This window comes from Pseudomonas entomophila (assembly GCF_029478665.1).
Lineage (GTDB): Bacteria > Pseudomonadota > Gammaproteobacteria > Pseudomonadales > Pseudomonadaceae > Aquipseudomonas > Aquipseudomonas entomophila_F.
In genome coordinates, this window is record NZ_JARPQB010000018.1 from 1 (window position 1) to 19,462 (window position 19,462).

Consider the following 19,462-nt stretch of genomic DNA (forward strand, 5'->3'; position numbering starts at 1 on the left):
CCCCAGGCCTTGGCCACGCTGCGCAGCGCGCCCCAACCGCCGGCGGGGCCGGGGTAGGGTTTGTAGCGGGGGGAAGAGGCGGGGGCGTTGTCTGGCAGTTTTTCGTAGGAGGTCACGGCTGTTGCTACTCCGCCGCTGGGCTGAACACCCGCGGTGCGCTGTGTTTGGGCAGATGGATGAGGTTGAGGTTGTGCTTGCGCGCCCATTGCAGGGCAAGGCCCGTGGGCGCGGAGAGGCTGACCAGGGTCTGGATGCCGGCGCGCAGGACTTTCTGGATCAGTTCCAGGCTGCAGCGGCTGGTGACGATGGCCAGGCCGCCGGTGGTGTCGATGCGCTGGCGCAGCAGGGCGCCGATCAGCTTGTCCAGGGCGTTGTGCCGGCCGATGTCCTCGCGGCCCAGCAGCAGCTGGCCGTCGTGGTCCATGAACAGCGCCGCGTGCACCGCGCCGCAATGCTGGCCCAACGGCTGGAAGGCATCGATGCGCTGGCGCAGGTCCTTGAGCCAGTGCGCGGGCGGCAGGGGCGCGCCGGGCAGCACGTCGAGCTCGGGCAGCGCCTGCTCCAGGGCCTCGACGCCGCACAGGCCGCAACCGCTGGTACCGGCCAGTTGGCGACGCTGGTTCTTCAGGTTCCAGAAGGCACGGCTGGAAATTTCCAGGTCGGCATACAGCGCCGAGCCGCTGCCGGACAGCTTCACGTCATAGATTTCATCGGTGCTGGCGACGATGCCGCTGCCCACGCTGAAACCCACGGCGAAGTCTTCCAGGTCGGTGGGGCTGACCAGCATCACCGCCTGGTTCAGGCCGTTGTAGACGATGGCCAGGGCCACTTCCTCGGCCAGCGGCGTGGTGTCATGCGCGGCATCGGAGAGTTGCACATAGTCGTAGGTGTTGCTGGCGGCGGGGAGGGCCAAAGGCGTGGACGCCGCGCAGACCGGGGGCTTGCTGTTCATCGGAGCGAATACCGGCGGCAGTTTGACCCTCCCAGCCTAGGCCGGTGGGCAAGTGCCGTCTAATCGCTAGCATCTATGCCGTGATAGAGCGCGTCGATCAGTCGCAGGGGGGCGAGGTGGTCGATCCTGGCCTAGACTGCTGCTTCCATGGATTCACCATCAAAGGAGCGCCACATGAGCCTGTTCAGTTTCGTGAAGGAAGCCGGCGAGAAGTTGATCGACCTGCTGACGCCGGGTAATGCCAATGCCGAGGAACAGTTGAAGAAACACGTCGAGAGCGTTGGCCTGGGCAACCCGAACATTTCGGCCACAGTAGAGGGTGACAAGGTCATCCTCAAGGGTGAGGTTGCCAGCCAGGAGGAGAAGGAGAAGATCATCCTGGCTGCCGGCAATATCGCCGGCGTTGCCTCGGTGGACGACCAGATCACCGTCACTGGGCCCATTGCCCAGGCGGCGCGGTTCGTCACGGTGGAAAAGGGCGACACCCTCAGCGCCATCTCCAAGAAGGTGTATGGCGACGCCAACAAGTACAACAAGATCTTCGAGGCGAACAAGCCGATGCTCAAGCATCCGGACAAGATCTATCCGGGGCAGGTGCTGCGTATTCCGGACTGAGGGGGCACCTGTAGGAGCGGCTTCAGCCGCGATGCGGGCATCGCGGTGCCCGGCACCCGCTTCGCGGGTGATCGCGGCTGAAGCCGCTCCTACGGGGTGAATGCGTCGTTACAACCCTTCCAGCAAGGCCCGGTAATCCTCGACCGCCGCAAACTCCTGGGTGTCCCGCGGTTCAGCCCGGCTATCCGGCTGGCGCACCGCCAGCAGGTGCCCCACCCCGAACCGCCGGGCGCTGCGCAGAATCGCCAGGGTGTCGTCGATGAACAGGCTGCGCGCCGGCTCGAAGCCTATGTCCGCCTGCAACGCCTCCCAGAACTGCGGGCTCTCCTTCGGATACCCATAGTCATGCGAGCTGATCAGCCGTTCGAAATACGGTGCCAGCTCTACCCGCTCCAGTTTCAGCGACAGCGAGTCGCGGTGGGCATTGGTGATCATCACCACCCGCTTGCCCGCCTTGCGCACGGCCGCGAGGAAGGTGTCGGCATCCGGCTTCAGGGCGATCAGGTCGGCGATCTCCTGTTTCAGTTCGCGGATCGGCAGGCGCAGCTCGCGGCTCCAGAAATCCAGGCAGTACCAGTTGAGCGTGCCGGCATGCTGCTCGAACAGTGGGCGCAACTCCAGCTCGGCCATGGCCCGGCTCACGCCGTGCAGCTCGGCATAGCGCTGGGGCAGGTGCTCCAGCCAGAAACGGTTGTCGTAGTGCAGGTCGAGCAGGGTGCCGTCCATGTCCAGCAGGACGGTGTCGATGGCGGACCAGGGAAGAACAGGCATGGGAAACTCTCGATCAGTCGGCAAGCCACGGTATAGTAACCCGTTCACGCCAAGGAGCCGCACCATGCGCCAGAAACCCACCGTCCTCAGCCGCGAAATCGTCGCCAGCAGCCGCCTGTTCCGGGTCGAAGCCGTGCAGTTGCGTTTCTCCAATGGCACTGAACGCACCTACGAGCGCCTGGTCGGTCGTGGCAATGGCTACGGCGCGGTGATGGTCGTGGCCATGCTCGACTCGGAACACGCAGTGTTGGTCGAGGAGTACTGCGGTGGTACCGACGAATACGAACTTTCGCTGCCCAAGGGCCTGATCGAGCCAGGCGAGGACGTGCTGGCCGCCGCTGACCGGGAGCTCAAGGAAGAGGCCGGTTTCGGCGCGCGCCAGCTGGAGCACCTGACCGAGCTGTCGCTGTCGCCCGGCTACATGAGCCAGAAGATCCAGGTGGTGTTGGCCACGGACTTGTACGAAGAGCGTCTGGAGGGCGACGAGCCGGAGCCGATGCGTGTCGACAAGGTCAACCTGCGTGAGCTCTCGGCCCTGGCCATGCACCCGCAGTTCAGCGAAGGTCGCGCGCTGGCGGCGCTGTACCTGGCCCGTGACCTGCTGATCCAGCGCGGGGTGTTGAGCGTATGAACGATCGGCAGCTGATGCAGGGCGTGGTGCAACTTGCCTTGCGGGCGGGCGAGGCAATTCTGCCGTTCTGGCGCGCCGACGTGGCGGTGAGCAACAAGGCCGACGACTCGCCGGTGACCGCTGCCGACCTGGCGGCGCACCGGGTGATTGCCGATGGACTGCTGGCGCTGGCGCCTGAGATCCCTGTGTTGTCCGAAGAAGACTGCGACATCCCGCTGGCGACCCGTGAAAGCTGGCAACGCTGGTGGCTGGTCGATCCGCTGGACGGTACCAAGGAATTCATCGCCGGCAGTGAGGAGTTCACCGTCAACATCGCATTGATCGAACGTGGCGAGGTGGTGTTCGGGGTGGTGGCGATGCCGACCAACGGGCGCTGTTATTTCGGTGGGCGCGAACTGGGGGCCTGGCGTGCCGAGCGTGATGGCGCAGCGCAGTCGATCCAGGTGCGCGATGTGCCGCCCCCCGGGAAGAACTTCACGGTCGTCGCCAGCCGCCGTCATTCCAGCCCGCAGCAGGAGGCGCTGCTGGCCGGGTTGGGTGGGGCGGTGGGTGAGCTGGAGCTGGCCAATATTGGCAGCTCGTTGAAGTTCTGCCTGCTGGCGGAAGGGAGCGCCGATTGCTATCCGCGGCTGGCGCCGACTTCGCAGTGGGATACGGCGGCTGCGCAAGGTGTGCTGGAGGGGGCCGGGGGCGAGGTGATCGGGTTGGAGGGGTTGCCGTTTCAGTATCCGGCGCGGGAGTCGCTGCTCAATCCGTTTTTCCTGGCCTTGCCCCGTGCTGCCGGTTGGCGTGCGGCGCTTGTCCGGTTGGCCAGCGTGATCAACGATTGAACGCGTCGGGAGGCCGCTTTGCGGCCCATCGCGGGTAAACCCGCTCCTACAGGGATATCGCTGAACCTGTAGGAGCGGGTTTACCCGCGATGGGCTGCGCAGCAGCCCCAAGGCGTCAGCGATGCAGCACGTACTGCCCGCTGAACTTTACCGCAGGCTCGGCGCTACCCTCGTTGCACACCATCGTCTCCAGCGTCAGCCGCGCCCGCCCTCGGCGCTGGTACATCGTCAGGAACCGCTCCCAGGTCTTGTCGTCCGGCGCCGGGCAACTCGCCACCGCCGCGCCGGTGACCGGCAGCGGATAGCTGATCTGCCCTTCCTGGATGACGATATGCCCGTCATCGACCCCCAGCTCACGCAGACGCAAGTGCAGCCAGCCCCAACCTGCAAGCACCGCGCCGCAGTACAGGCTGCCGCCGAACATGGTGCTCTTGTGGTTGACGTTGGGCGCCAGTGGCAGCTTCAGGCGCAGGCAGTGGCCCTGCCAGTCGATGACTTCCATGCCCATCTCGCGGGTCAACGGAATATCGCCGTGCAGCACGGATTGAAGGTATTGGCTATCGGTGCTCATGGACGGTTGTCCTCCTGGTCGTCGTGCCCGCTGCTGCCGCCGTCGAAGCTCAGGCCGTGCTTGCGCAGCTTGTCGTGCAAGGTCTTGCGCGGGATACCGAGCGCTTCGGCGAGGCTGCGCATCGAACCGTGGGGCTGGGTCAGTTCGGCGGCGATCAGCGAACGCTCGAAATGCTCGACCTGTTCGCTGAGGTTGCCGGTCGATACAGGGCCTTGAACGTCATGGGCGCTGGCAGGCGCCTGGCCATCCAGGGCCAGTTCCAGGCCGAGGGCGAAGCGTTCGGCGGCATTCTGCAGCTCGCGCACGTTGCCCGGCCAGTCGTGGCGCAGCAGCAGGGCGCGTTGGGCCGGTTGCAGGGTGTGCGGCGGCAGGCCATGACGCTCGCTGGCGGCATCGGCGAAATGCTGGAACAGGACGAGAATGTCGTCGCCCCGTTCACGCAGGGCTGGAATCCGCAGCGGCGCGACATTCAGGCGGTAGTAAAGGTCGGCGCGGAAGCGCCCTTGGTCGGCGGCCTGGCGCAGGTCTTCCTTGGTTGCGGCGATGATGCGGATATCCAGCGGGATCAGCTGATTGCCACCCAGGCGTTCGACCACGCGCTCCTGCAGCAGACGCAGCAGCTTGACCTGCACGTCCAGGCTCATGCTCTCGATCTCGTCGAGGAACAGAGTGCCGCCATTGGCGAACTCGAACTTGCCGATACGGCGCTTCTGCGCGCCGGTGAAGGCACCGGGCTCATGGCCGAACAACTCGCTCTCGACCACCGACTCGGCCAGGGCGCCAGCGTTGATCGCCACGAACGGCCCGTCACGGCGACTGGAAAGATCATGCAAGGCGCGAGCTACCACCTCTTTACCGGCGCCGGTCTCACCGAGGATCAGTACATCGGCCCGGGTCCCGGCGAGGGCGCCGATCTGCTCGCGCAGACGCTGCATGCCCGGCGACTGGCCAACCAGGCGCGTGGCCAGTTGCTGGCGGTCGCTCAACGCCAGGCGCAGGCTGCGGTTGTCCAGCACCAGGCGGCGCAGGGCCAGGGCGCGGCGTACGCTGTCGAGCAGGGCGTCGGTGGCGAAGGGTTTCTCGAGGAAGTCGTAGGCGCCGGCGCGCATGGCCTGCACGGCCAGCGGCACGTCGCCGTGGCCGGTGATCAGCAGCACCGGTAGCTCACTGTCGCGGGCGTGCAGTTGTTCCAGCAATTGCAGGCCATCGATGCCGGGCATGCGGATATCGCTGACCACCACGCCCGGCCAGTCGGCTTCGATGCGTGCGGCCAGGCCTTGGGCATCGGCCAGTGGCACGACCTTGAGCCCGGCCAGGTCGAGGGTCTGGCTCAGGGCCTGGCGCAGGTGCGGGTCGTCATCGACCAGGATCACCTGGGCACGGCTGTCGATCAGTGTCTCGGTGGTCATGCCGAGGTGTCCTCCGAAGATTGCAGGTTGGCGCCGGGCTTGGCCACGCGCAGTTGCAGGGTCAGCAGGGCGCCGCCTTCCGGGTGGTTGGCCAGCAGCAGTTCGCCGCCCAGGGCGCGCATCAGGCTTTCGCAGATGGCCAGCCCCAGCCCCAGGCCCTGGGTGCGGGTCTTGGTGGTGAAGAACGGCTCCTTGGCGTGCTCCAGCGCCTGGCGGCTGAAACCGGGGCCGTTGTCGCGGATGTACAGGTAGACGCAGTCGTCCTGCCGTTCGGCACTCAACCAGAGCTTGCGCGGATTGGCTTTCTCGGTCAGGGCGTCGAGGGCGTTGGCCAGCAGGTTGCCCAGTACCTGGCGCAGGCGTGTTTCGCCCGCCTGCACCCACAGGGTGGCTTCCGGCAGGTCACGCACCAGCTCCACGGCCATGGCCCGGCGGCGCTTGGCCAGCAGCGCCAGGGCGTCGTCCAGCGCCGGTTGCAGGGCCACGCTTTCCGGGGCGTGGCGGTCGCGGCGGGCAAAGGCGCGCAGGTGGGCGATGATCGAGGCCATGCGACCGGTCAGTTCACCGATCAGCTTGAGGTTGCTGCGCACGTCCTCGGAACGTTGATGATCGAGGAGGATCTCGGCGTTTTCGGCGTAGCTGCGGATCGCCGCCAGCGGCTGGTTGAGTTCGTGGCTGATGCTTGCCGACATGGTGCCCAGCACCGACAGCTTGCCGGCCTGGACCAGCTCGTCCTGGGCGCGCACCAGCTCCTGCTGGGTGTTCTCGCGCTCCAGCACCGCGCTTTTCAGCCGGGTGTTGAGGCCTTCGAGGTCGGCGGTGCGTTCGATCACGCGCTTTTCCAGCTCCTGGCGGGCACGGGCCTCGAAGTCGATGCGGTCGATGTAGTGGCGGCGGCGTTGCATCACCAGGCCGGCCAGGAGCATGGCCACCAGCAGCGCGGCGCCGCCGATGGCCATGACGGTCTGCACCGAGCGGTCGACCAGCGTGCGCGGCGCGAGGATGCTGACCTGCCAGCCGGTTTCCTTGATGTCGCGGGTCTGGATCAGCCAGGCGGCCTGGTCGAGGGTCAGTGGCTGTGGGGCCTGGGTCGGGTAGGGCTGGATGGCGATGATCGCCTGGCGCTCGGCTTCGGTCAGCTCGCGGGTGGCGCGGAAGCGCCAGTCCGGGCGGGAGGTCAGCACCACCACGCCGTTCTGGTCGGTCAGCAGCAACTGCTCGGGGGTGCGGCCCCAGAGGGTTTCGGTGTGGTCGAGGTCGACCTTGACCACCAGCACGCCGATCACCCGCTCGCGGTCGCGCACCGCCGCGGCGAAGAAGTAGCCGCGCTTGGCCGAGGTGGTGCCCTGGCCGAAGAAGCGCCCCAGGTGGCCCTCCATCGCCTCGATGAAGTAGGGGCGGAAAGAGAAGTTGCGGCCGAGGAAGCTGTCAGGCTTGTCCCAGTTGGAGGCGGCCAGGGTGTTGCCGCTGACGTCCATCAGGTACATCACTTCGGCGCCGGTCTGGTGGGTGATGTCCTTGAGCAGGCGGTTGGCGTTGGTCACCGCCTCGAGCTTGAACGGGTCGGCCAGCACGCCACGCAGGGCCGGCAGGTCGCCGAGGATCTGCGGCAGGGTCTCGTAGCGGTGCAGGGTGCCGAGCAGGTTGGCCACGTAGAGGTCGAGGGTCTGGCGGTTCTGCGAGGCCAGTTCGTCCTGGTAGTAGCGTTCGGCGAGGTGGTGCAGCGGCCACAGCAGTGGCGCCAGGCACAGGGCCAGCAGCGCCAGGCTGCGCCAGCGGGGGCGGCGTGGAGGCGTAGGTCTTGGAATCATCGCGATCATTGCGCCAGAAAAGTCTGGCGCAATTATGCGCTACTTCAGGCAGTCGATCAGCGCTTCATGCCAATGCGGTTGGCTGACCTGCCATTCCCGGGCCAGGCGCGAGCAGTCCAGGCGCGAATTGAGCGGGCGCTTGGCCGGCGTCGGGTACTCGCTGGAAGGGATCGGCAGCAGTTCGGCGCAGGGCAGGCCCCGTGCCTTGAGCTGTTCGCCGATGGCCTGGGCGAAGCCGAACCAGGAGGTCTCGCCCTGGGCGGTCAGGTGGTAGGTGCCCCAGGCTCCAGCCTGGCCTTGCCGCCAACGTTCGACCAGCGCACGGGTGCTGGCGGCGATGGTGGCGGCCCAGGTGGGGGCACCGACCTGGTCGTCCACCACCTTCAGCTGTGGTCGCTCCTGCAGCAGCTTGTGCATGGTCAGCAGGAAATTACGGCCATGCAGCGAGTAGACCCAGCTGGTGCGTAGGATCAGGTGCTGGCCGCCGACCGCGGCAATCGCTTGTTCGCCGGCCAGCTTGCTGCTGCCGTAGATCCCCAGGGGATTGGTCGCGTCATCCTCGTTGTAAGGCGTGGCCTTGGCGCCATCGAACACATAGTCGGTGGAATAGTGGATCAGCGGCACTTCAAGACGCGCGGCCTCTTCGGCGAGCACGCGCGGGGCTTCGGCGTTGATGGCAAAGGCCAGCTCTGGTTCGCTTTCGGCCTGGTCGACTGCCGTGTGGGCGGCGGCGTTGATGATCAGGTCGGGTTTCAGCTGGCGCAGCGGGTCGCGCAAGGCTTCCGGCCGGGCGAGGTCGAGCCGGTCGCGGCCAAGCGCCAGCACCTCGCCCAGGCCGTCCAGCGCGCCTTGCAGGGCTTGGGCGACCTGGCCGTTGTGGCCACAGACGAGAATCTTCATGGGAACAGCTCGGCATCGCGCAACAACGCGCCGGCCTGGTCCTTGGCCGACAGGATCGGTTCGGCCTCGAGCCCCCATTCGATTGCCAGCTCAGGGTCATCCCAGCGGATGCAGCGCTCGGCCTTGGGGTTGTAGTAATCGGTCGTCTTGTACAGGAAGTCGGCCGTTTCGCTCAGCACCAGGAACCCATGGGCAAACCCCGGCGGGATCCAGAACTGCGTGTGATCCTTGGCGCTAAGGCGCGTGGCGACCCACTTGCCGAAGGTCTTCGAGCTGCGCCGGATGTCCACGGCCACGTCGAGCACTTCGCCCTGGACCACCCGCACCAGTTTCCCCTGCGGGTTGTCGATCTGGTAGTGCAGGCCGCGCAGCACGCCGCGTTGCGAGCGTGAGTGGTTGTCCTGCACGAACGCTGCCTCGAAGCCGGCTTTTTCGGCGAACTCGCGGGCATTGAAGCTTTCGAAGAAGAAGCCGCGGTCATCACCGAACACTTTCGGCTCGATGATCAGGACTTCGGGTATGGCGGTCTTGACGATATTCATGGGGTCTCTTCAGCCAACTTTTGCAAGTACTGGCCATATCCTGTCTTTTTCAACTCCGCTGCCTTGGCCAGAAGGCTGTCGCGGTCGATCCATCCTTTCTGGAAGGCGATTTCCTCAAGGCAGGCCACTTTCAGGCCTTGGCGATTCTCGATGGTCTGCACGTACTGCGCCGCTTCCAGCAGGCTTTCGTGGGTCCCGGTGTCGAGCCAGGCGAAGCCGCGGCCGAAGCGCTCGACACGCAGGTCGCCACGCTTGAGGTAGGCATTGTTGACGTCGGTGATCTCCAGCTCGCCACGGGCGGAAGGACGAATATCCTTGGCGATCTTCACCACATCGTTGTCGTAGAAATACAGGCCGGTCACGGCGTAGCTGGATTTCGGCTGCGCGGGCTTTTCCTCGATCGACAACGCACGGCCCTGCGCGTCGTACTCGACCACGCCGAAACGCTCCGGGTCCTTGACCCAGTAGCCGAATACGGTGGCGCCGGAGGGGTGCTTGACCGCTCGCTGCAATTGTTCGCCGAAACCTTGGCCATGGAAGATGTTGTCGCCGAGGATCAGGCACACCGAATCATCGCCGATGAACTGCTCGCCGATCAGGAACGCCTGGGCCAGGCCGTCCGGCGAGGGCTGTTCGGCGTAGCTGATGTTGACACCGAACTGGCTGCCGTCGCCGAACAGCTGGCGGTACTGCGGCAGGTCACGGGGCGTCGAGATCAGCAGGATGTCGCGGATCCCGGCCAGCATCAGCACCGAGATCGGGTAGTAGATCATCGGCTTGTCGTAGATCGGCAGCAGTTGCTTCGACACACCGAGGGTGATCGGGTGCAGGCGGGTGCCGGATCCACCGGCCAGGACAATACCTTTAGTCATGCGATCAGGTCCTTGAAGTCGGAGTTGCCCAGACGCTCGCCCTGGTAGCTGCCATCCTGAACGTGTTTGCACCAGTCTAGGTTAGCGAGGTACCACTGGACGGTCTTGCGCAGCCCTGTGAAGAAAGTTTCATCCGGTTTCCAGCCTAGCTCGTGTTCGATCTTGCTGGCGTCGATGGCGTAGCGCAGGTCGTGGCCGGGGCGGTCCTGGACGAAGGTGACCAGGTCGACGTAGCGGGCCACGCCGGCCGGGCGGCGGTCGGGGGCGAGCTCTTCGAGCAAGTCGCAGAGGGTGTGCACCACGTCGAGGTTCTTCTGCTCGTTGTGGCCGCCGATGTTGTAGGTTTCGCCGATCTTGCCGGTGGTCACCACCGTCAGCAGGGCGCGGGCGTGATCCTCGACGTACAGCCAGTCGCGAACCTGCTGGCCGTTGCCATAGACGGGCAATGGCTTGCCGGCCAGGGCGTTGAGGATCATCAGCGGGATCAGCTTCTCGGGGAAGTGATACGGGCCGTAGTTGTTCGAGCAGTTGGTGATCAGCACCGGCAGGCCGTAGGTGCGATGCCAGGCGCGTACCAGATGGTCCGAGGCCGCCTTGCTGGCCGAGTAGGGTGAGCTCGGTGCGTAGGGGGTGGTCTCGGTGAACAGGTCGTCGGCGCCGTGCAGGTCGCCGTATACCTCGTCGGTGGAGATGTGGTGGAAGCGGAACGCCGCGCGAGCGTCGGCGGGCAGGCCGTTCCACCAGGCACGGGTGGCTTCCAGCAGGGCATAGGTGCCGACGATGTTGGTGTGGATGAACGCGGCCGGGCCGTCGATGGAGCGGTCGACGTGGGACTCGGCGGCCAGGTGCATGATGGCCTGTGGCTGGAAGCGTTCGAGCAGGGCGCTGACCGTGGCCTGGTCGGCGATGTCGGCCTGGACGAACTCATAGCGGCTGTTGCTGGCGATGCCTTGCAGCGACTCCAGGTTGCCCGCGTAGGTCAGCTTGTCGAGGTTGAGTACTTCGTGCTCGGTGTTGTCGATCAGGTGGCGGACCAGTGCCGACCCTATGAAGCCGGCGCCGCCAGTGACGAGAATGCGCATGTGTTGTGTCCCTGCAGCTAGTCGATTTAAGAGGTGTGGCGTGGTGCTGCCGTCGGCCAGGCTCAACGGCGCGTCAACGCCCGGCCAAGGGTGTCGACCACGCGGTCCTGCTGGGCAGGCGCGAGCCCGCACCACAACGGCAGGCGCACCAGGCGCTCGGACAGGCTGTCGGTCTGCTGCATCGAACCGTGCACACGGCCGTAGCGCTCGCCTGCTGGCGACGAGTGTAGCGGCACGTAGTGGAACACGGCGTAGATCTCTTCGGCGCGCAGGGTCCTGATCACCGCCTGGCGGTCCACGCCCGGCGCCAGCAGCACATGGTACATGTGCGCGTTGTGCTGGCAGTCGGCGGGCACGATCGGGCGTCGCAGCAGGCCTTGGGCCTCGAGCTCGGCCAGGGTGTCGTGATAGTGGTACCAGCTGGCCAGGCGCTGGTCGGTGATGGTACGGGCTTCTTGCAGCTGGGCCCAGAGGAAGGCGGCGATCAGCTCGCCCGGCAGGAACGAGGAGCCCACTTCCTGCCAGGTGTACTTGTCCACCTGGCCACGGAAGAAGCGGCTGCGGTCGGTGCCTTTCTCGCGGATGATCTCGGCGCGCAGGACCAATTCCGGGTCGTTGACCAGCAGCGCGCCCCCCTCGCCAGAGATCACGTTCTTGGTTTCATGGAAGCTGAACGCCCCCAGGTCGCCGATGCTGCCCAGGGCACGGCCCTTGTAGCTCGACATCACGCCTTGGGCGGCGTCCTCGACGACCCGCAGGCCATGCTTGCGGGCGATGGCCATGATGGTGTCCATCTCGCAGGCCACACCCGCGTAGTGGACCACCGCGATGGCTTTGGTGCGCGGGGTGATCGCCGCCTCGATCAGTGTTTCGTCGAGGTTGAGGGTGTCTTCGCGAATATCGACGAACACCGGTATCGCACCGCGCAGGACGAACGCGTTGGCGGTGGAGACGAAGGTGTAGGACGGCATGATCACTTCATCGCCCGGCTGCAGGTCGAGCAGCAACGCGGACATTTCCAGCGCCGCGGTGCAGGAGTGGGTCAGCAGGGCCTTGCCGCACCCGGTACGCTCTTCGAGCCAGGCATGGCAGCGCTTGGTGAAGGGGCCGTCACCGGCGAGCATGTGGCCGAAGTTGGCCTCGGCGATGTAGTGGAACTCCTTGCCGGTCATGTGCGGGCGATTGAAAGGGATCTGGTCGAGGCTCATGGGCGGTTTCCTGCGGGGGCGAGGGGCGTCTGGTCGCTGCGGATCGCACTGATGCGGCCGCCGATCTGGGTGCCCTTGGCAAGGTTGTCGTAGAAGTAGTCGGTGAAGCCGGCCTGGGCCATGGCGCGCTGGGCGGCTGCAATGTCGTAGGCGATGCGATGCAGGGTGAAGGCCTGGCCGTCCCAGGTGGCGAACGCCGCGCGCGGGTCGCCGTCGCGTGGTTGGCCCACGGAGCCGGGGTTGCACCAGGTCTTGCCGTTGCCGTGCCAGAGGTACTGCACATGGCTGTGTCCGGACGCGAAGAAGCGCCCCGGGCGCTCGGCGAAGTAGGCGTCGGAGGGCTCCAGGTATTCATCGAGCGGGTCGTTCCAGCCGCCATGGATCAGCTCCAGGCCATGCAGGCTGGCGCGTTCGGGCAGGCTTTCGAGCCAGGCGCGGTTCGCCGCGCTGATCACCTTGTGCTGGTAGTCGAGGCAGGCGTTGGCGCTGTTCGAGCGCGGGCAGGGCTCACGGCGGGCGATGTAGGCATCGTGGTTGCCCAGCAGCGAGAAGATGCCACGCGCGCGCAGGGCGTCGCAGCAGGCGTTGATCTCGCTGTAGTAGCCGGCGGTGTCGCCCAGGCAGATGATTTCGTCCACGCCCAGCCGGTCGAGCTCGGCGAGCACGGCGGACAGCGCGGCATGGTTGCCGTGGATATCAGAAATGATCCCGATCATGAACCACGTAGTCCTCGATGTAGCGCACGGCGAAGCCCGGGCGGATGGCCGGCTGCGCGGGCGTTTCGCCTTTCAGGTACCAGGCCAGGCACATGGCCGCCTCGTTGTAGCCGAACGCAGTGCGGATGGAACTGGTGGAGGAGATGCGTGGGTTGATCTCCAACAGCTTCCAGGTACCGTCCGCCGCGCGCCGGAACTGCAGGTTGGTCGGGCCGACCGGCTTGAAGTGGCGGCACAGTCGGGCTACCACGGCGTCCAGGGTCGGCTCGTGGCGCACCCAGGCCTTGGCGGTGGAACCGTCCGAGGCCAGGCTGCGCTGGAAGGTGATCGAGGCACAGGCTGCGCCATTGCCATTGCCATCGCCGAACACGGCCACGGTGTATTCCTGGTTGGCGCTGCCGATGATCGGCTGGGCCATCAGCACCTCGCCGAGCAAGGGCGCCCAGGGTGTGAAGTCACGCTCCTCGCGCACCCACACCAGGCCTTTGGAGGCGTAGCTGCGGCGAGGCTTGAGCAGGAACGGCAGGCCGAGCTCGGCGCTCAGCGAGGCAAAGTCGCCGGTCAGGTGGCTGGGGATGCGACTGTCGTCCTCGACCGCCAGCAGGGCCTGGTCCATGGCGTACTTGTCGCGGGTCAGCTCGATCAACCGGGCGTCGTTGACCACCACGCGGCAGCGGCTGTCGGCGAGCAGGGCACGGTGCGCGTCGAGCCAGTGCACATCCTGCTCGATTCCCGGAATCAGCAGGTCGACCTGATAGCGCTCGATCACGTCCAGCAGCCAGGCCGAATACTCCGGCGCGGCGGTCAGCGGTGCTTGCAGGAAGTGATCGCACCAGGCCTGGCCGACGGCGTCGGCGTAGATGTCGGTGCCCACCAGTATGGCGTCGGGGGCGGCGGCGCGCAGCGACTTGAGCAGCCCGTAGCCCATGATCGCGCCGACGCCGGTGACCAGAATGGTGCTCATCGGTGTTTCTCCTGGTGTTGCTTGAGGCGGGTCAGGCCCGTGTGCAGATCGGTGGCCGGCCAGTAGCCGATGCGTTGATAGAGCGTTTCGCAGCCACTGGCCATGGGCAGGTCCGGGAGGTCTGGCTTGCTGGCGTCGAAGCTGATGCGTTCAGGCGTGGCGAACACCTCGAAGGCCGCCCGGGCGATCTGTGACAGGCGCAGGTCGTCGGGATGGGCGCAGGTGAAGGTGCCGGTGACACGCTGGGCGGCGACGCGGGTGCAGATTTCACCCAGGTCGTCGAGGTGCAGGTAGTTGCGCCGGGCGTCGAGCGTGCCATGGAACGGCTGGGCCTGGCCCGCGCGGGCGTTGTCGGCAATGGCGTACAGCAGGGGTTGGTGGCGTCGGCAGCGGGCCTGGCTGTCATAAACCTGCGACAGGCGTAGCACGGTGAGTTCAAGGCCTTGCTGGGCACAGAACAGCGCCGCGACTTCCTCGGCGTGGCGCTTGGACAGGCTATAGGCGCCGTAGTAGCGGTCGCCTGGTAGGTACAGCGCTGACAACGACGACAGCAGGATCACCTGGCGCGCGCCACAGTGCTGGGCCAGGCGGCAGGCGGCGAGGGTGCCGACGCTGTTGACCAGTTCCGCGCGCACCAGGTCGTCCGCGCTCGGGCCACCGAAATCGGCGGCGGCCAGCACGACCAGCTCGAAGCGTTCGTTGACCTGCGCAGGTGTTTGCCAATCGCTCAGGTCGAACGGTATGTCCGCCTCGCGGCGCCCGGCGAAGCGCACCTCGCCCAGCTGCGCCAAGGCCTGGCCCAGGGCCTGGCCGAGGGTCGAGGTGCTGCCGATCACCAGGCTGCGCATCAGTTGGCCGTCGCTTCGAGCATCAGCGCGCAGCTGAGCTCCGGGTAGTCGATGCCGACAGTGCACATGGCGCCGGTGATCTGTTCACTGAGTTCAAGCTTGACCAGCTGCGAGGTCATGAACGGCTTGAGGAACACGCCCTCCTTGCGGGTGACCTGGTAGCCGGCGTCGGTCAGCTCGCGGGTCAGGCTGTCCAGCGAATAGACACGCTGGTGGCCCAGCTCCAGGTCGCCCTGGCCGAGGCTCATCATGTTCCCCAGCAGGCCGGCGGCATGGCCGAAGCGGCGGTGCAGCGACTCGCCGTTGGGCACCAGCACGAACAGGCGGCCACCGGGCGCGAGGAAGCGGCGGAAGCGCTGCAGCACGGCCTGCGGATCGTCCACGTGCTCGAGGACGAAGCCCATGACGATCAGGTCGAAGGTGCGCGGGCTGTCGAAGTGCTCGAAATAGCCCTCGACGATGTCCACGGGGCTATCGGGGAACTGCTCGCGAAACTGCGCGATGACCGAGGCCGAGCCGTCGATGACGGTGTGCGAGGCGAAGAACTGCGAGAAGCGGTTGGTGGAGAAGCCATGGCCGACACCCAGCTCGAGGATCGAGTCCTGCGCGTGGCACAGCTGCATGATCCGCTGGGGGTACCAGTTGAGGATGATGTCGTTGTCGAAGGCGTAGCCGAAGCGATCGCTGTAGGCGCCGATGTAGCTATCAAGCGTGTTGGTCATGGGGGGCTCGCAGGTCGGTTTCGGCGCGCTCTGGCGCGGTGGATACGGAGGCGGGCGGGAGCACGTGCTTCATGTAGCGCGGGGCTTCCCGGCCGCAGTTGAACAGCAGGTCGAGGATGCTCACGCCATGGGCGAACGCGCCCCACAGCTGTGGGTACTCGGGGTAGCCGCGATAGTCGAACCAGGTGACGGCGATGCCTTCGGCGTCGAACTGGCGTTCATCGAGGTAGTCACGCGCGGCAGGGCCCGACAGGTATTCGCCGGCGCCGGCCTGCCGGCACAGGTCGACCAGGCGCTCGGTCTTGCCTTCGCCGAGCCGGTAGTCCCAGGAGCGGCTGATGCGCGTGGTGATGCCAAGATAGTCGCAGACCGCTTGCAGCAAGGCCTGGTTGAGCGCGCTGAGGTTGCCGTGCGTCTGCTCCAGGTACAGGGGCTTGAGCCAGCGGGCGATTTCGGCAAAGCAGGGAGCCTTGGCGTAGTTGGCTTCCAGGGTCTTCCAGTGCTTGACCTGCCAACGGCTGTCGCGCAGCTCGACATCGCGAATGCGCCGGTCGATATCCTGGCCGGCGGGCACCGTCAGCCACTCGACACCCTTGGGCGTCTTGATCTGGTTGCGGTTGCGCCAGTCGTTCTTGGTGTACTGCATGTCGTCGTAGAGGATGAATTCGTCCACGGCGGCGATCAGGTCGAAATAGCCCTTCCAGGGGATGTAGTTCGACTGCAGGATGGCGACCCGCTTCATGGGCGCACGCCCAAGCTGGCGCGACGTACTTCTGACGCGAATGGAGCATTCGGCCTGGAGTTGGCGTCAAGGCGCCGGGGAATAGCCAGCTGATCGTCGGACATATCGGGTTGCTTCCTGTTGGCCTGGGGGCGATGCGGGGCGCTCTGCGCCGTGGTTTTGCTGGGCGATACCGGAGTCCGGTTGCCTGGCGGGCCGGATCGTCCCTCTTGCTTCCGGGCAGTGGTAATGGCGATATAAGCAAAAAAGAGGCCGAGGTTCACACCATGCCGTTGCACACCCTGCTCCACCGCTCCAGCCAGTCCCGTCCCGTGGTTTCCGAAGCGCAGGCCCAGCAGGCTGTGCAGGCCTACTACGGCCTGCATGGCGCGTTGGTGCCCCTCGGTAGCCAGCAGGACGTGAACTTCTGGCTGGACAGTGATCAGGGCCGCTTCGTGTTCAAGGTCTGCCATGGCAGCTACGCCGAATCGGAGCTGCAGGCGCAGCACGCGGCGTTGGCGTTCCTGCGCAACGAAGGCATCCCCGTCCCGGCCGTGCGGCCGGCCGTTTCCGGTGACACGCTGCTGGCGCTGGACATTCAGGGCCAGCCATTGCGTGCCCGGTTGCTCGACTACATCGAAGGCCAGCCGCTGACCCGCCTCGAGCACCTGCCTGCACGGCTGGTGGCTGAGCTGGGCGCGCTCTGTGCCCGGGTCGACCAGGCCCTGGCCGGTTTCGACCATCCGGGCCTGGAGCGCACCTTGCAGTGGGATCCTCGGCATGCCCAGGCCCTGATCGAACACTTGTTGCCGGCCCTTGAAGCTGGTGCGCGGCGCCAGCAGGTCGAGCGGGTCACCCGACAGGCGGCCGAGCGCCTTCAGCCTTTGGTCGACCTGTTGCCGGTTCAGGCCGTGCACCTGGACATCACCGATGACAACACGGTCTGGCGTCGTGACGACCAGCGGCAGTGGCAATTGCAAGGGGTCATCGATTTCGGCGACCTCTGCCGCACCTGGCGCGTCGCCGATCTGTCGGTGACTTGTGCGGCGCTGCTGCACCACGCCGAAGGCGACCCATTGCGGATTCTCCCGGCGATTGCCGCCTACCAGGCGCTGAACCCGCTCGAGGACGCCGAGCTGCGCGCGCTGTGGCCCCTGGTGCTCAATCGCGCGGCGGTGCTGGTGCTCAGCAGCGAGCAGCAGCTGGTCGTCGACCCCGGCAACCAGTACGTGCTCGACAACATCGCCCATGAGTGGGAAATCTTCGATACCGCCTGCGCGGTGCCGGTGGCGCTGATGGAGGCTGCGATCCTGCAAGCGGCGGGCAGGGTGCCCGAGGCACCTGATTTCAGTGGCAGCCTGGCGCTGTTGCCGGCCTTGGCGGGGCAGGCGGTCAGCCGTGTCGATCTCGGGGTGCTCAGCCCGCACTGCGAGTTCGGCAACTGGGAGCAGCCAGGGTTCGACCAGCGCCTGCTGGTCGCGCAGCCGGCGCCTTCCAGCAGCCTGCACGGTCAGTATCGACTGTCGCAGACCCACATCGATCGACCCGATGAGCCTGCCACTTGCGCATTGGGGGTGGAACTCAACCTGTTCCCCGGCACCGTGCTGCAGGCCCCCGAGGCGGGCGTCTGGCAGCGCGGCGGCGATAACCGCGGCTGCTTGCGCACGGCGAACTGGCAACTGTGGCTCAACGGCTTGGAGGAGGCTCCGGCGGATGGCCAGGTGCTGGAGAAGGGCCAGGTGCTGGGCGCCACCTGCGGTTTCCTCAGTGTGCAGTTGTGCCTGGAGGGAGAGGCGCAGCCGCCGTTCTTCGCCAAACCCTCCCACGCCGATGCCTGGCTGGCCCTGTGCCCTTCGCCACGGGTACTGCTCGGCTTCGACTGCGACGCCGAGCCACTGGCCGACCCGCAGGCGCTGCTGGCCCGGCGTGACGCCAGCTTCGCCCGTTCGCAGAAGCACTACTACGCCCAGCCGCCACATATCGAGCGTGGCTGGCGCAACTACCTGATCGACATGCAGGGCCGCTCGTACCTGGACATGCTCAACAACGTCGCCGTGCTGGGCCATGGTCATCCGCGCATGGTCGCCGAGTCGGCGCGCCAGTGGTCGCTGCTCAATACCAACTCGCGCTTCCACTACGCCGCCATCGCCGAGTTTTCCGAGCGCTTGCTGGACGTGGCGCCGGAAGGCTTCGACCGGGTGTTCCTGGTCAACAGCGGCACCGAGGCCAACGACCTGGCGATCCGCCTGGCCTGGGCCTACAGCGGCGGGCGCGACCTGCTCAGCGTGCTCGAGGCCTACCACGGCTGGTCGGTGGCCACCGATGCCATCTCCACCTCTATCGCCGACAACCCCCAGGCCCTGGAAACCCGGCCGGACTGGGTCCACCCGGTGGAGGCGCCGAATACCTTCCGTGGTCGCTTCCGGGGGGCCGACAGCGCCGCCGACTACTTGCGCGACGTCGATGCGAAGCTGGCCGACCTGGATGCCCGTGGCCGCCAGCTGGCGGGCATGATCTGCGAGCCGGTGTATGGCAACGCCGGCGGCATCTCACTGCCGGCGGGCTACCTGCGCGAGGCCTACGCCAAGGTGCGCCAACGCGGCGGGGTGTGCATCGCCGACGAGGTGCAGGTCGGCTATGGCCGCCTGGGCGAGTACTTCTGGGGTTTCGAGGAGCAGGGCGTGGTGCCGGACATCATCACCATGGCCAAGGGCATGGGCAACGGCCAGCCGCTGGGGGCGGTGATCACCCGGCGGGAGATCGCCGAGGCGCTGGAAGCCGAGGGCTACTTCTTCTCGTCCGCAGGGGGCAGCCCGGTCAGCTGCCGTATCGGCATGGCGGTGCTGGATGTGATGCGCGACGAAGGGCTGTGGGACAACGCCCGAGACGTGGGGCGCCACTTCAAGGCGCGCCTCGAGGCGCTGGTCGACAAATATCCGCTTGCTGGTGCCGCCCATGGCTCGGGCTTCTACCTGGGGCTGGAGCTGGTGCGCGATCGCCAGACCCTGGAGCCGGCCACCGAGGAGACGATGATCCTGTGCGACCGCCTGCGTGAGCTGGGGATCTTCATGCAGCCGACCGGCGACTACCTGAACATTCTCAAGATCAAGCCGCCGATGTGCACCACACGGGCGAGCGTGGACTACTTTGTCGACAGTGTGGAGCGGATTCTGGGTGAGGGCTTATAAAATCGATTCTTATCGATTTGAAATGACGGCTTATGCAAAAACGGTCTCTTGGCTTGCTTTAAAAGTCGATATTTATCGGATATAAGTGTTCGTCATAAAGCAGTCGGGA

General features: G+C 66.2%; 19 protein-coding genes. 4 read left to right on the forward strand and 15 right to left on the reverse strand.

The genetic code is table 11. The features are described 5' to 3' along the window. Positions 1-124: 124 nt before the first annotated feature. On the reverse strand, positions 125-952 hold the full coding sequence (gene fdhD, locus P5705_RS11360; RefSeq protein WP_277460953.1) for a formate dehydrogenase accessory sulfurtransferase FdhD: 828 nt from the start codon (positions 950-952) through the stop codon (positions 125-127). Between the two features lie 174 nt (positions 953-1,126). Here fdhD and lysM point away from each other — a divergent pair, with 174 nt between their 5' ends. Then, on the forward strand, positions 1,127-1,567 hold the full coding sequence (gene lysM, locus P5705_RS11365; RefSeq protein ID WP_277460954.1) for a peptidoglycan-binding protein LysM: 441 nt from the start codon (positions 1,127-1,129) through the stop codon (positions 1,565-1,567). Positions 1,568-1,675: 108 nt separating this feature from the next. Here the strand turns inward: lysM and yrfG are convergent, their stop codons facing one another. Further along, entirely contained in the window at positions 1,676-2,338 is a 663-nt protein-coding gene (gene yrfG, locus P5705_RS11370) for a GMP/IMP nucleotidase (RefSeq protein ID WP_277460956.1), read from the reverse strand. A gap of 64 nt (positions 2,339-2,402) precedes the next feature. On the opposite strand from yrfG, the gene nudE reads away from it, so the two are divergent. Together nudE and cysQ are read left to right on the forward strand one after the other, a co-directional pair. After that, complete coding sequence (nudE, locus tag P5705_RS11375) at positions 2,403-2,969, forward strand: ADP compounds hydrolase NudE (protein WP_277460957.1); 567 nt, start codon at positions 2,403-2,405, stop codon at positions 2,967-2,969. Beyond that, positions 2,966-3,799, forward strand: a complete 834-nt coding sequence (gene cysQ, locus P5705_RS11380; protein WP_277460958.1) for a 3'(2'),5'-bisphosphate nucleotidase CysQ — start codon at positions 2,966-2,968, stop codon at positions 3,797-3,799. The genes nudE and cysQ overlap by 4 nt, the downstream gene beginning before the upstream one ends. 115 nt (positions 3,800-3,914) lie before the next feature. On the opposite strand, the gene P5705_RS11385 is transcribed toward cysQ, so the two are convergent. The 13 genes from P5705_RS11385 to P5705_RS11445 all read right to left on the reverse strand — a co-directional run bounded on the left by P5705_RS11385 (position 3,915) and on the right by P5705_RS11445 (position 16,186). Next, entirely contained in the window at positions 3,915-4,370 is a 456-nt protein-coding gene (locus tag P5705_RS11385) for a YiiD C-terminal domain-containing protein (protein ID WP_277460959.1), read from the reverse strand. Further along, positions 4,367-5,779: a sigma-54-dependent transcriptional regulator gene (locus tag P5705_RS11390; protein ID WP_277460960.1), complete on the reverse strand. Its 1,413-nt coding sequence runs from the start codon at positions 5,777-5,779 to the stop codon at positions 4,367-4,369. Before P5705_RS11390 ends, P5705_RS11385 begins: the two co-directional genes overlap by 4 nt. Then, positions 5,776-7,590: a sensor histidine kinase gene (locus tag P5705_RS11395; protein ID WP_277460961.1), complete on the reverse strand. Its 1,815-nt coding sequence runs from the start codon at positions 7,588-7,590 to the stop codon at positions 5,776-5,778. Before P5705_RS11395 ends, P5705_RS11390 begins: the two co-directional genes overlap by 4 nt. Before the next feature lie 39 nt (positions 7,591-7,629). Further along, the gene (rfbD, locus tag P5705_RS11400; protein ID WP_277460963.1) at positions 7,630-8,490 is read right to left on the reverse strand and encodes a dTDP-4-dehydrorhamnose reductase; all 861 of its coding nucleotides are present in this window, start codon (positions 8,488-8,490) and stop codon (positions 7,630-7,632) included. Then, a complete protein-coding gene (gene rfbC, locus P5705_RS11405) occupies positions 8,487-9,032 on the reverse strand; it encodes a dTDP-4-dehydrorhamnose 3,5-epimerase (protein ID WP_277460964.1) in 546 nt (181 codons plus the stop codon). The genes rfbD and rfbC overlap by 4 nt, the downstream gene beginning before the upstream one ends. Further along, positions 9,029-9,904, reverse strand: coding sequence for a glucose-1-phosphate thymidylyltransferase RfbA (gene rfbA, locus P5705_RS11410; protein WP_277460966.1), 876 nt, complete (start codon positions 9,902-9,904; stop codon positions 9,029-9,031). Before rfbA ends, rfbC begins: the two co-directional genes overlap by 4 nt. Beyond that, entirely contained in the window at positions 9,901-10,986 is a 1,086-nt protein-coding gene (gene rfbB, locus P5705_RS11415) for a dTDP-glucose 4,6-dehydratase (protein ID WP_277460967.1), read from the reverse strand. Before rfbB ends, rfbA begins: the two co-directional genes overlap by 4 nt. Positions 10,987-11,048: 62 nt before the next feature. Further along, entirely contained in the window at positions 11,049-12,194 is a 1,146-nt protein-coding gene (gene rffA / locus P5705_RS11420) for a dTDP-4-amino-4,6-dideoxygalactose transaminase (protein ID WP_277460968.1), read from the reverse strand. Next, entirely contained in the window at positions 12,191-12,910 is a 720-nt protein-coding gene (locus P5705_RS11425; RefSeq protein ID WP_277460969.1) for a metallophosphoesterase family protein, read from the reverse strand. The genes rffA and P5705_RS11425 overlap by 4 nt, the downstream gene beginning before the upstream one ends. Next, positions 12,891-13,874 (reverse strand): ATP-grasp domain-containing protein, encoded by a 984-nt coding sequence (locus P5705_RS11430; RefSeq protein WP_277460971.1) that lies wholly within the window; start codon positions 13,872-13,874, stop codon positions 12,891-12,893. Before P5705_RS11430 ends, P5705_RS11425 begins: the two co-directional genes overlap by 20 nt. After that, positions 13,871-14,722 carry an NAD-dependent epimerase/dehydratase family protein gene (locus P5705_RS11435; protein WP_277460972.1) on the reverse strand — a complete coding sequence of 284 codons (852 nt, stop codon included), beginning with the start codon at positions 14,720-14,722 and terminating at the stop codon, positions 13,871-13,873. The genes P5705_RS11430 and P5705_RS11435 overlap by 4 nt, the downstream gene beginning before the upstream one ends. Further along, positions 14,722-15,444: a class I SAM-dependent methyltransferase gene (locus tag P5705_RS11440; RefSeq protein ID WP_277460973.1), complete on the reverse strand. Its 723-nt coding sequence runs from the start codon at positions 15,442-15,444 to the stop codon at positions 14,722-14,724. The genes P5705_RS11435 and P5705_RS11440 overlap by 1 nt, the downstream gene beginning before the upstream one ends. Further along, positions 15,428-16,186 carry a WbqC family protein gene (locus P5705_RS11445; protein WP_277460974.1) on the reverse strand — a complete coding sequence of 253 codons (759 nt, stop codon included), beginning with the start codon at positions 16,184-16,186 and terminating at the stop codon, positions 15,428-15,430. The genes P5705_RS11440 and P5705_RS11445 overlap by 17 nt, the downstream gene beginning before the upstream one ends. Positions 16,187-16,452: 266 nt before the next feature. On the opposite strand from P5705_RS11445, the gene P5705_RS11450 reads away from it, so the two are divergent. Further along, entirely contained in the window at positions 16,453-19,353 is a 2,901-nt protein-coding gene (locus P5705_RS11450; protein WP_277460975.1) for an aminotransferase, read from the forward strand. The last annotated feature ends 109 nt before the right edge of the window (positions 19,354-19,462 follow it).

Bases quoted from the DNA above. Each gene is read 5' to 3' on its own strand.
- P5705_RS11435 (WP_277460972.1), bottom strand. From the start codon at position 14,722: ATGCGCAGCCTGGTGATCGGCAGCACCTCGACCCTCGGCCAGGCCCTG.
- rfbD (WP_277460963.1), bottom strand. From the start codon at position 8,490: ATGAAGATTCTCGTCTGTGGCCACAACGGCCAGGTCGCCCAAGCCCTG.
- P5705_RS11425 (WP_277460969.1), bottom strand. From the start codon at position 12,910: ATGATCGGGATCATTTCTGATATCCACGGCAACCATGCCGCGCTGTCC.
- lysM (WP_277460954.1), top strand. From the start codon at position 1,127: ATGAGCCTGTTCAGTTTCGTGAAGGAAGCCGGCGAGAAGTTGATCGAC.
- cysQ (WP_277460958.1), top strand. From the start codon at position 2,966: ATGAACGATCGGCAGCTGATGCAGGGCGTGGTGCAACTTGCCTTGCGG.
- P5705_RS11395 (WP_277460961.1), bottom strand. From the start codon at position 7,590: ATGATTCCAAGACCTACGCCTCCACGCCGCCCCCGCTGGCGCAGCCTG.
- rfbC (WP_277460964.1), bottom strand. From the start codon at position 9,032: ATGAATATCGTCAAGACCGCCATACCCGAAGTCCTGATCATCGAGCCG.
- rfbB (WP_277460967.1), bottom strand. From the start codon at position 10,986: ATGCGCATTCTCGTCACTGGCGGCGCCGGCTTCATAGGGTCGGCACTG.
- fdhD (WP_277460953.1), bottom strand. From the start codon at position 952: ATGAACAGCAAGCCCCCGGTCTGCGCGGCGTCCACGCCTTTGGCCCTC.
- P5705_RS11390 (WP_277460960.1), bottom strand. From the start codon at position 5,779: ATGACCACCGAGACACTGATCGACAGCCGTGCCCAGGTGATCCTGGTC.
- P5705_RS11430 (WP_277460971.1), bottom strand. From the start codon at position 13,874: ATGAGCACCATTCTGGTCACCGGCGTCGGCGCGATCATGGGCTACGGG.
- P5705_RS11385 (WP_277460959.1), bottom strand. From the start codon at position 4,370: ATGAGCACCGATAGCCAATACCTTCAATCCGTGCTGCACGGCGATATT.
- P5705_RS11440 (WP_277460973.1), bottom strand. From the start codon at position 15,444: ATGACCAACACGCTTGATAGCTACATCGGCGCCTACAGCGATCGCTTC.
- nudE (WP_277460957.1), top strand. From the start codon at position 2,403: ATGCGCCAGAAACCCACCGTCCTCAGCCGCGAAATCGTCGCCAGCAGC.
- P5705_RS11445 (WP_277460974.1), bottom strand. From the start codon at position 16,186: ATGAAGCGGGTCGCCATCCTGCAGTCGAACTACATCCCCTGGAAGGGC.
- P5705_RS11450 (WP_277460975.1), top strand. From the start codon at position 16,453: ATGCCGTTGCACACCCTGCTCCACCGCTCCAGCCAGTCCCGTCCCGTG.
- rffA (WP_277460968.1), bottom strand. From the start codon at position 12,194: ATGAGCCTCGACCAGATCCCTTTCAATCGCCCGCACATGACCGGCAAG.
- yrfG (WP_277460956.1), bottom strand. From the start codon at position 2,338: ATGCCTGTTCTTCCCTGGTCCGCCATCGACACCGTCCTGCTGGACATG.
- rfbA (WP_277460966.1), bottom strand. From the start codon at position 9,904: ATGACTAAAGGTATTGTCCTGGCCGGTGGATCCGGCACCCGCCTGCAC.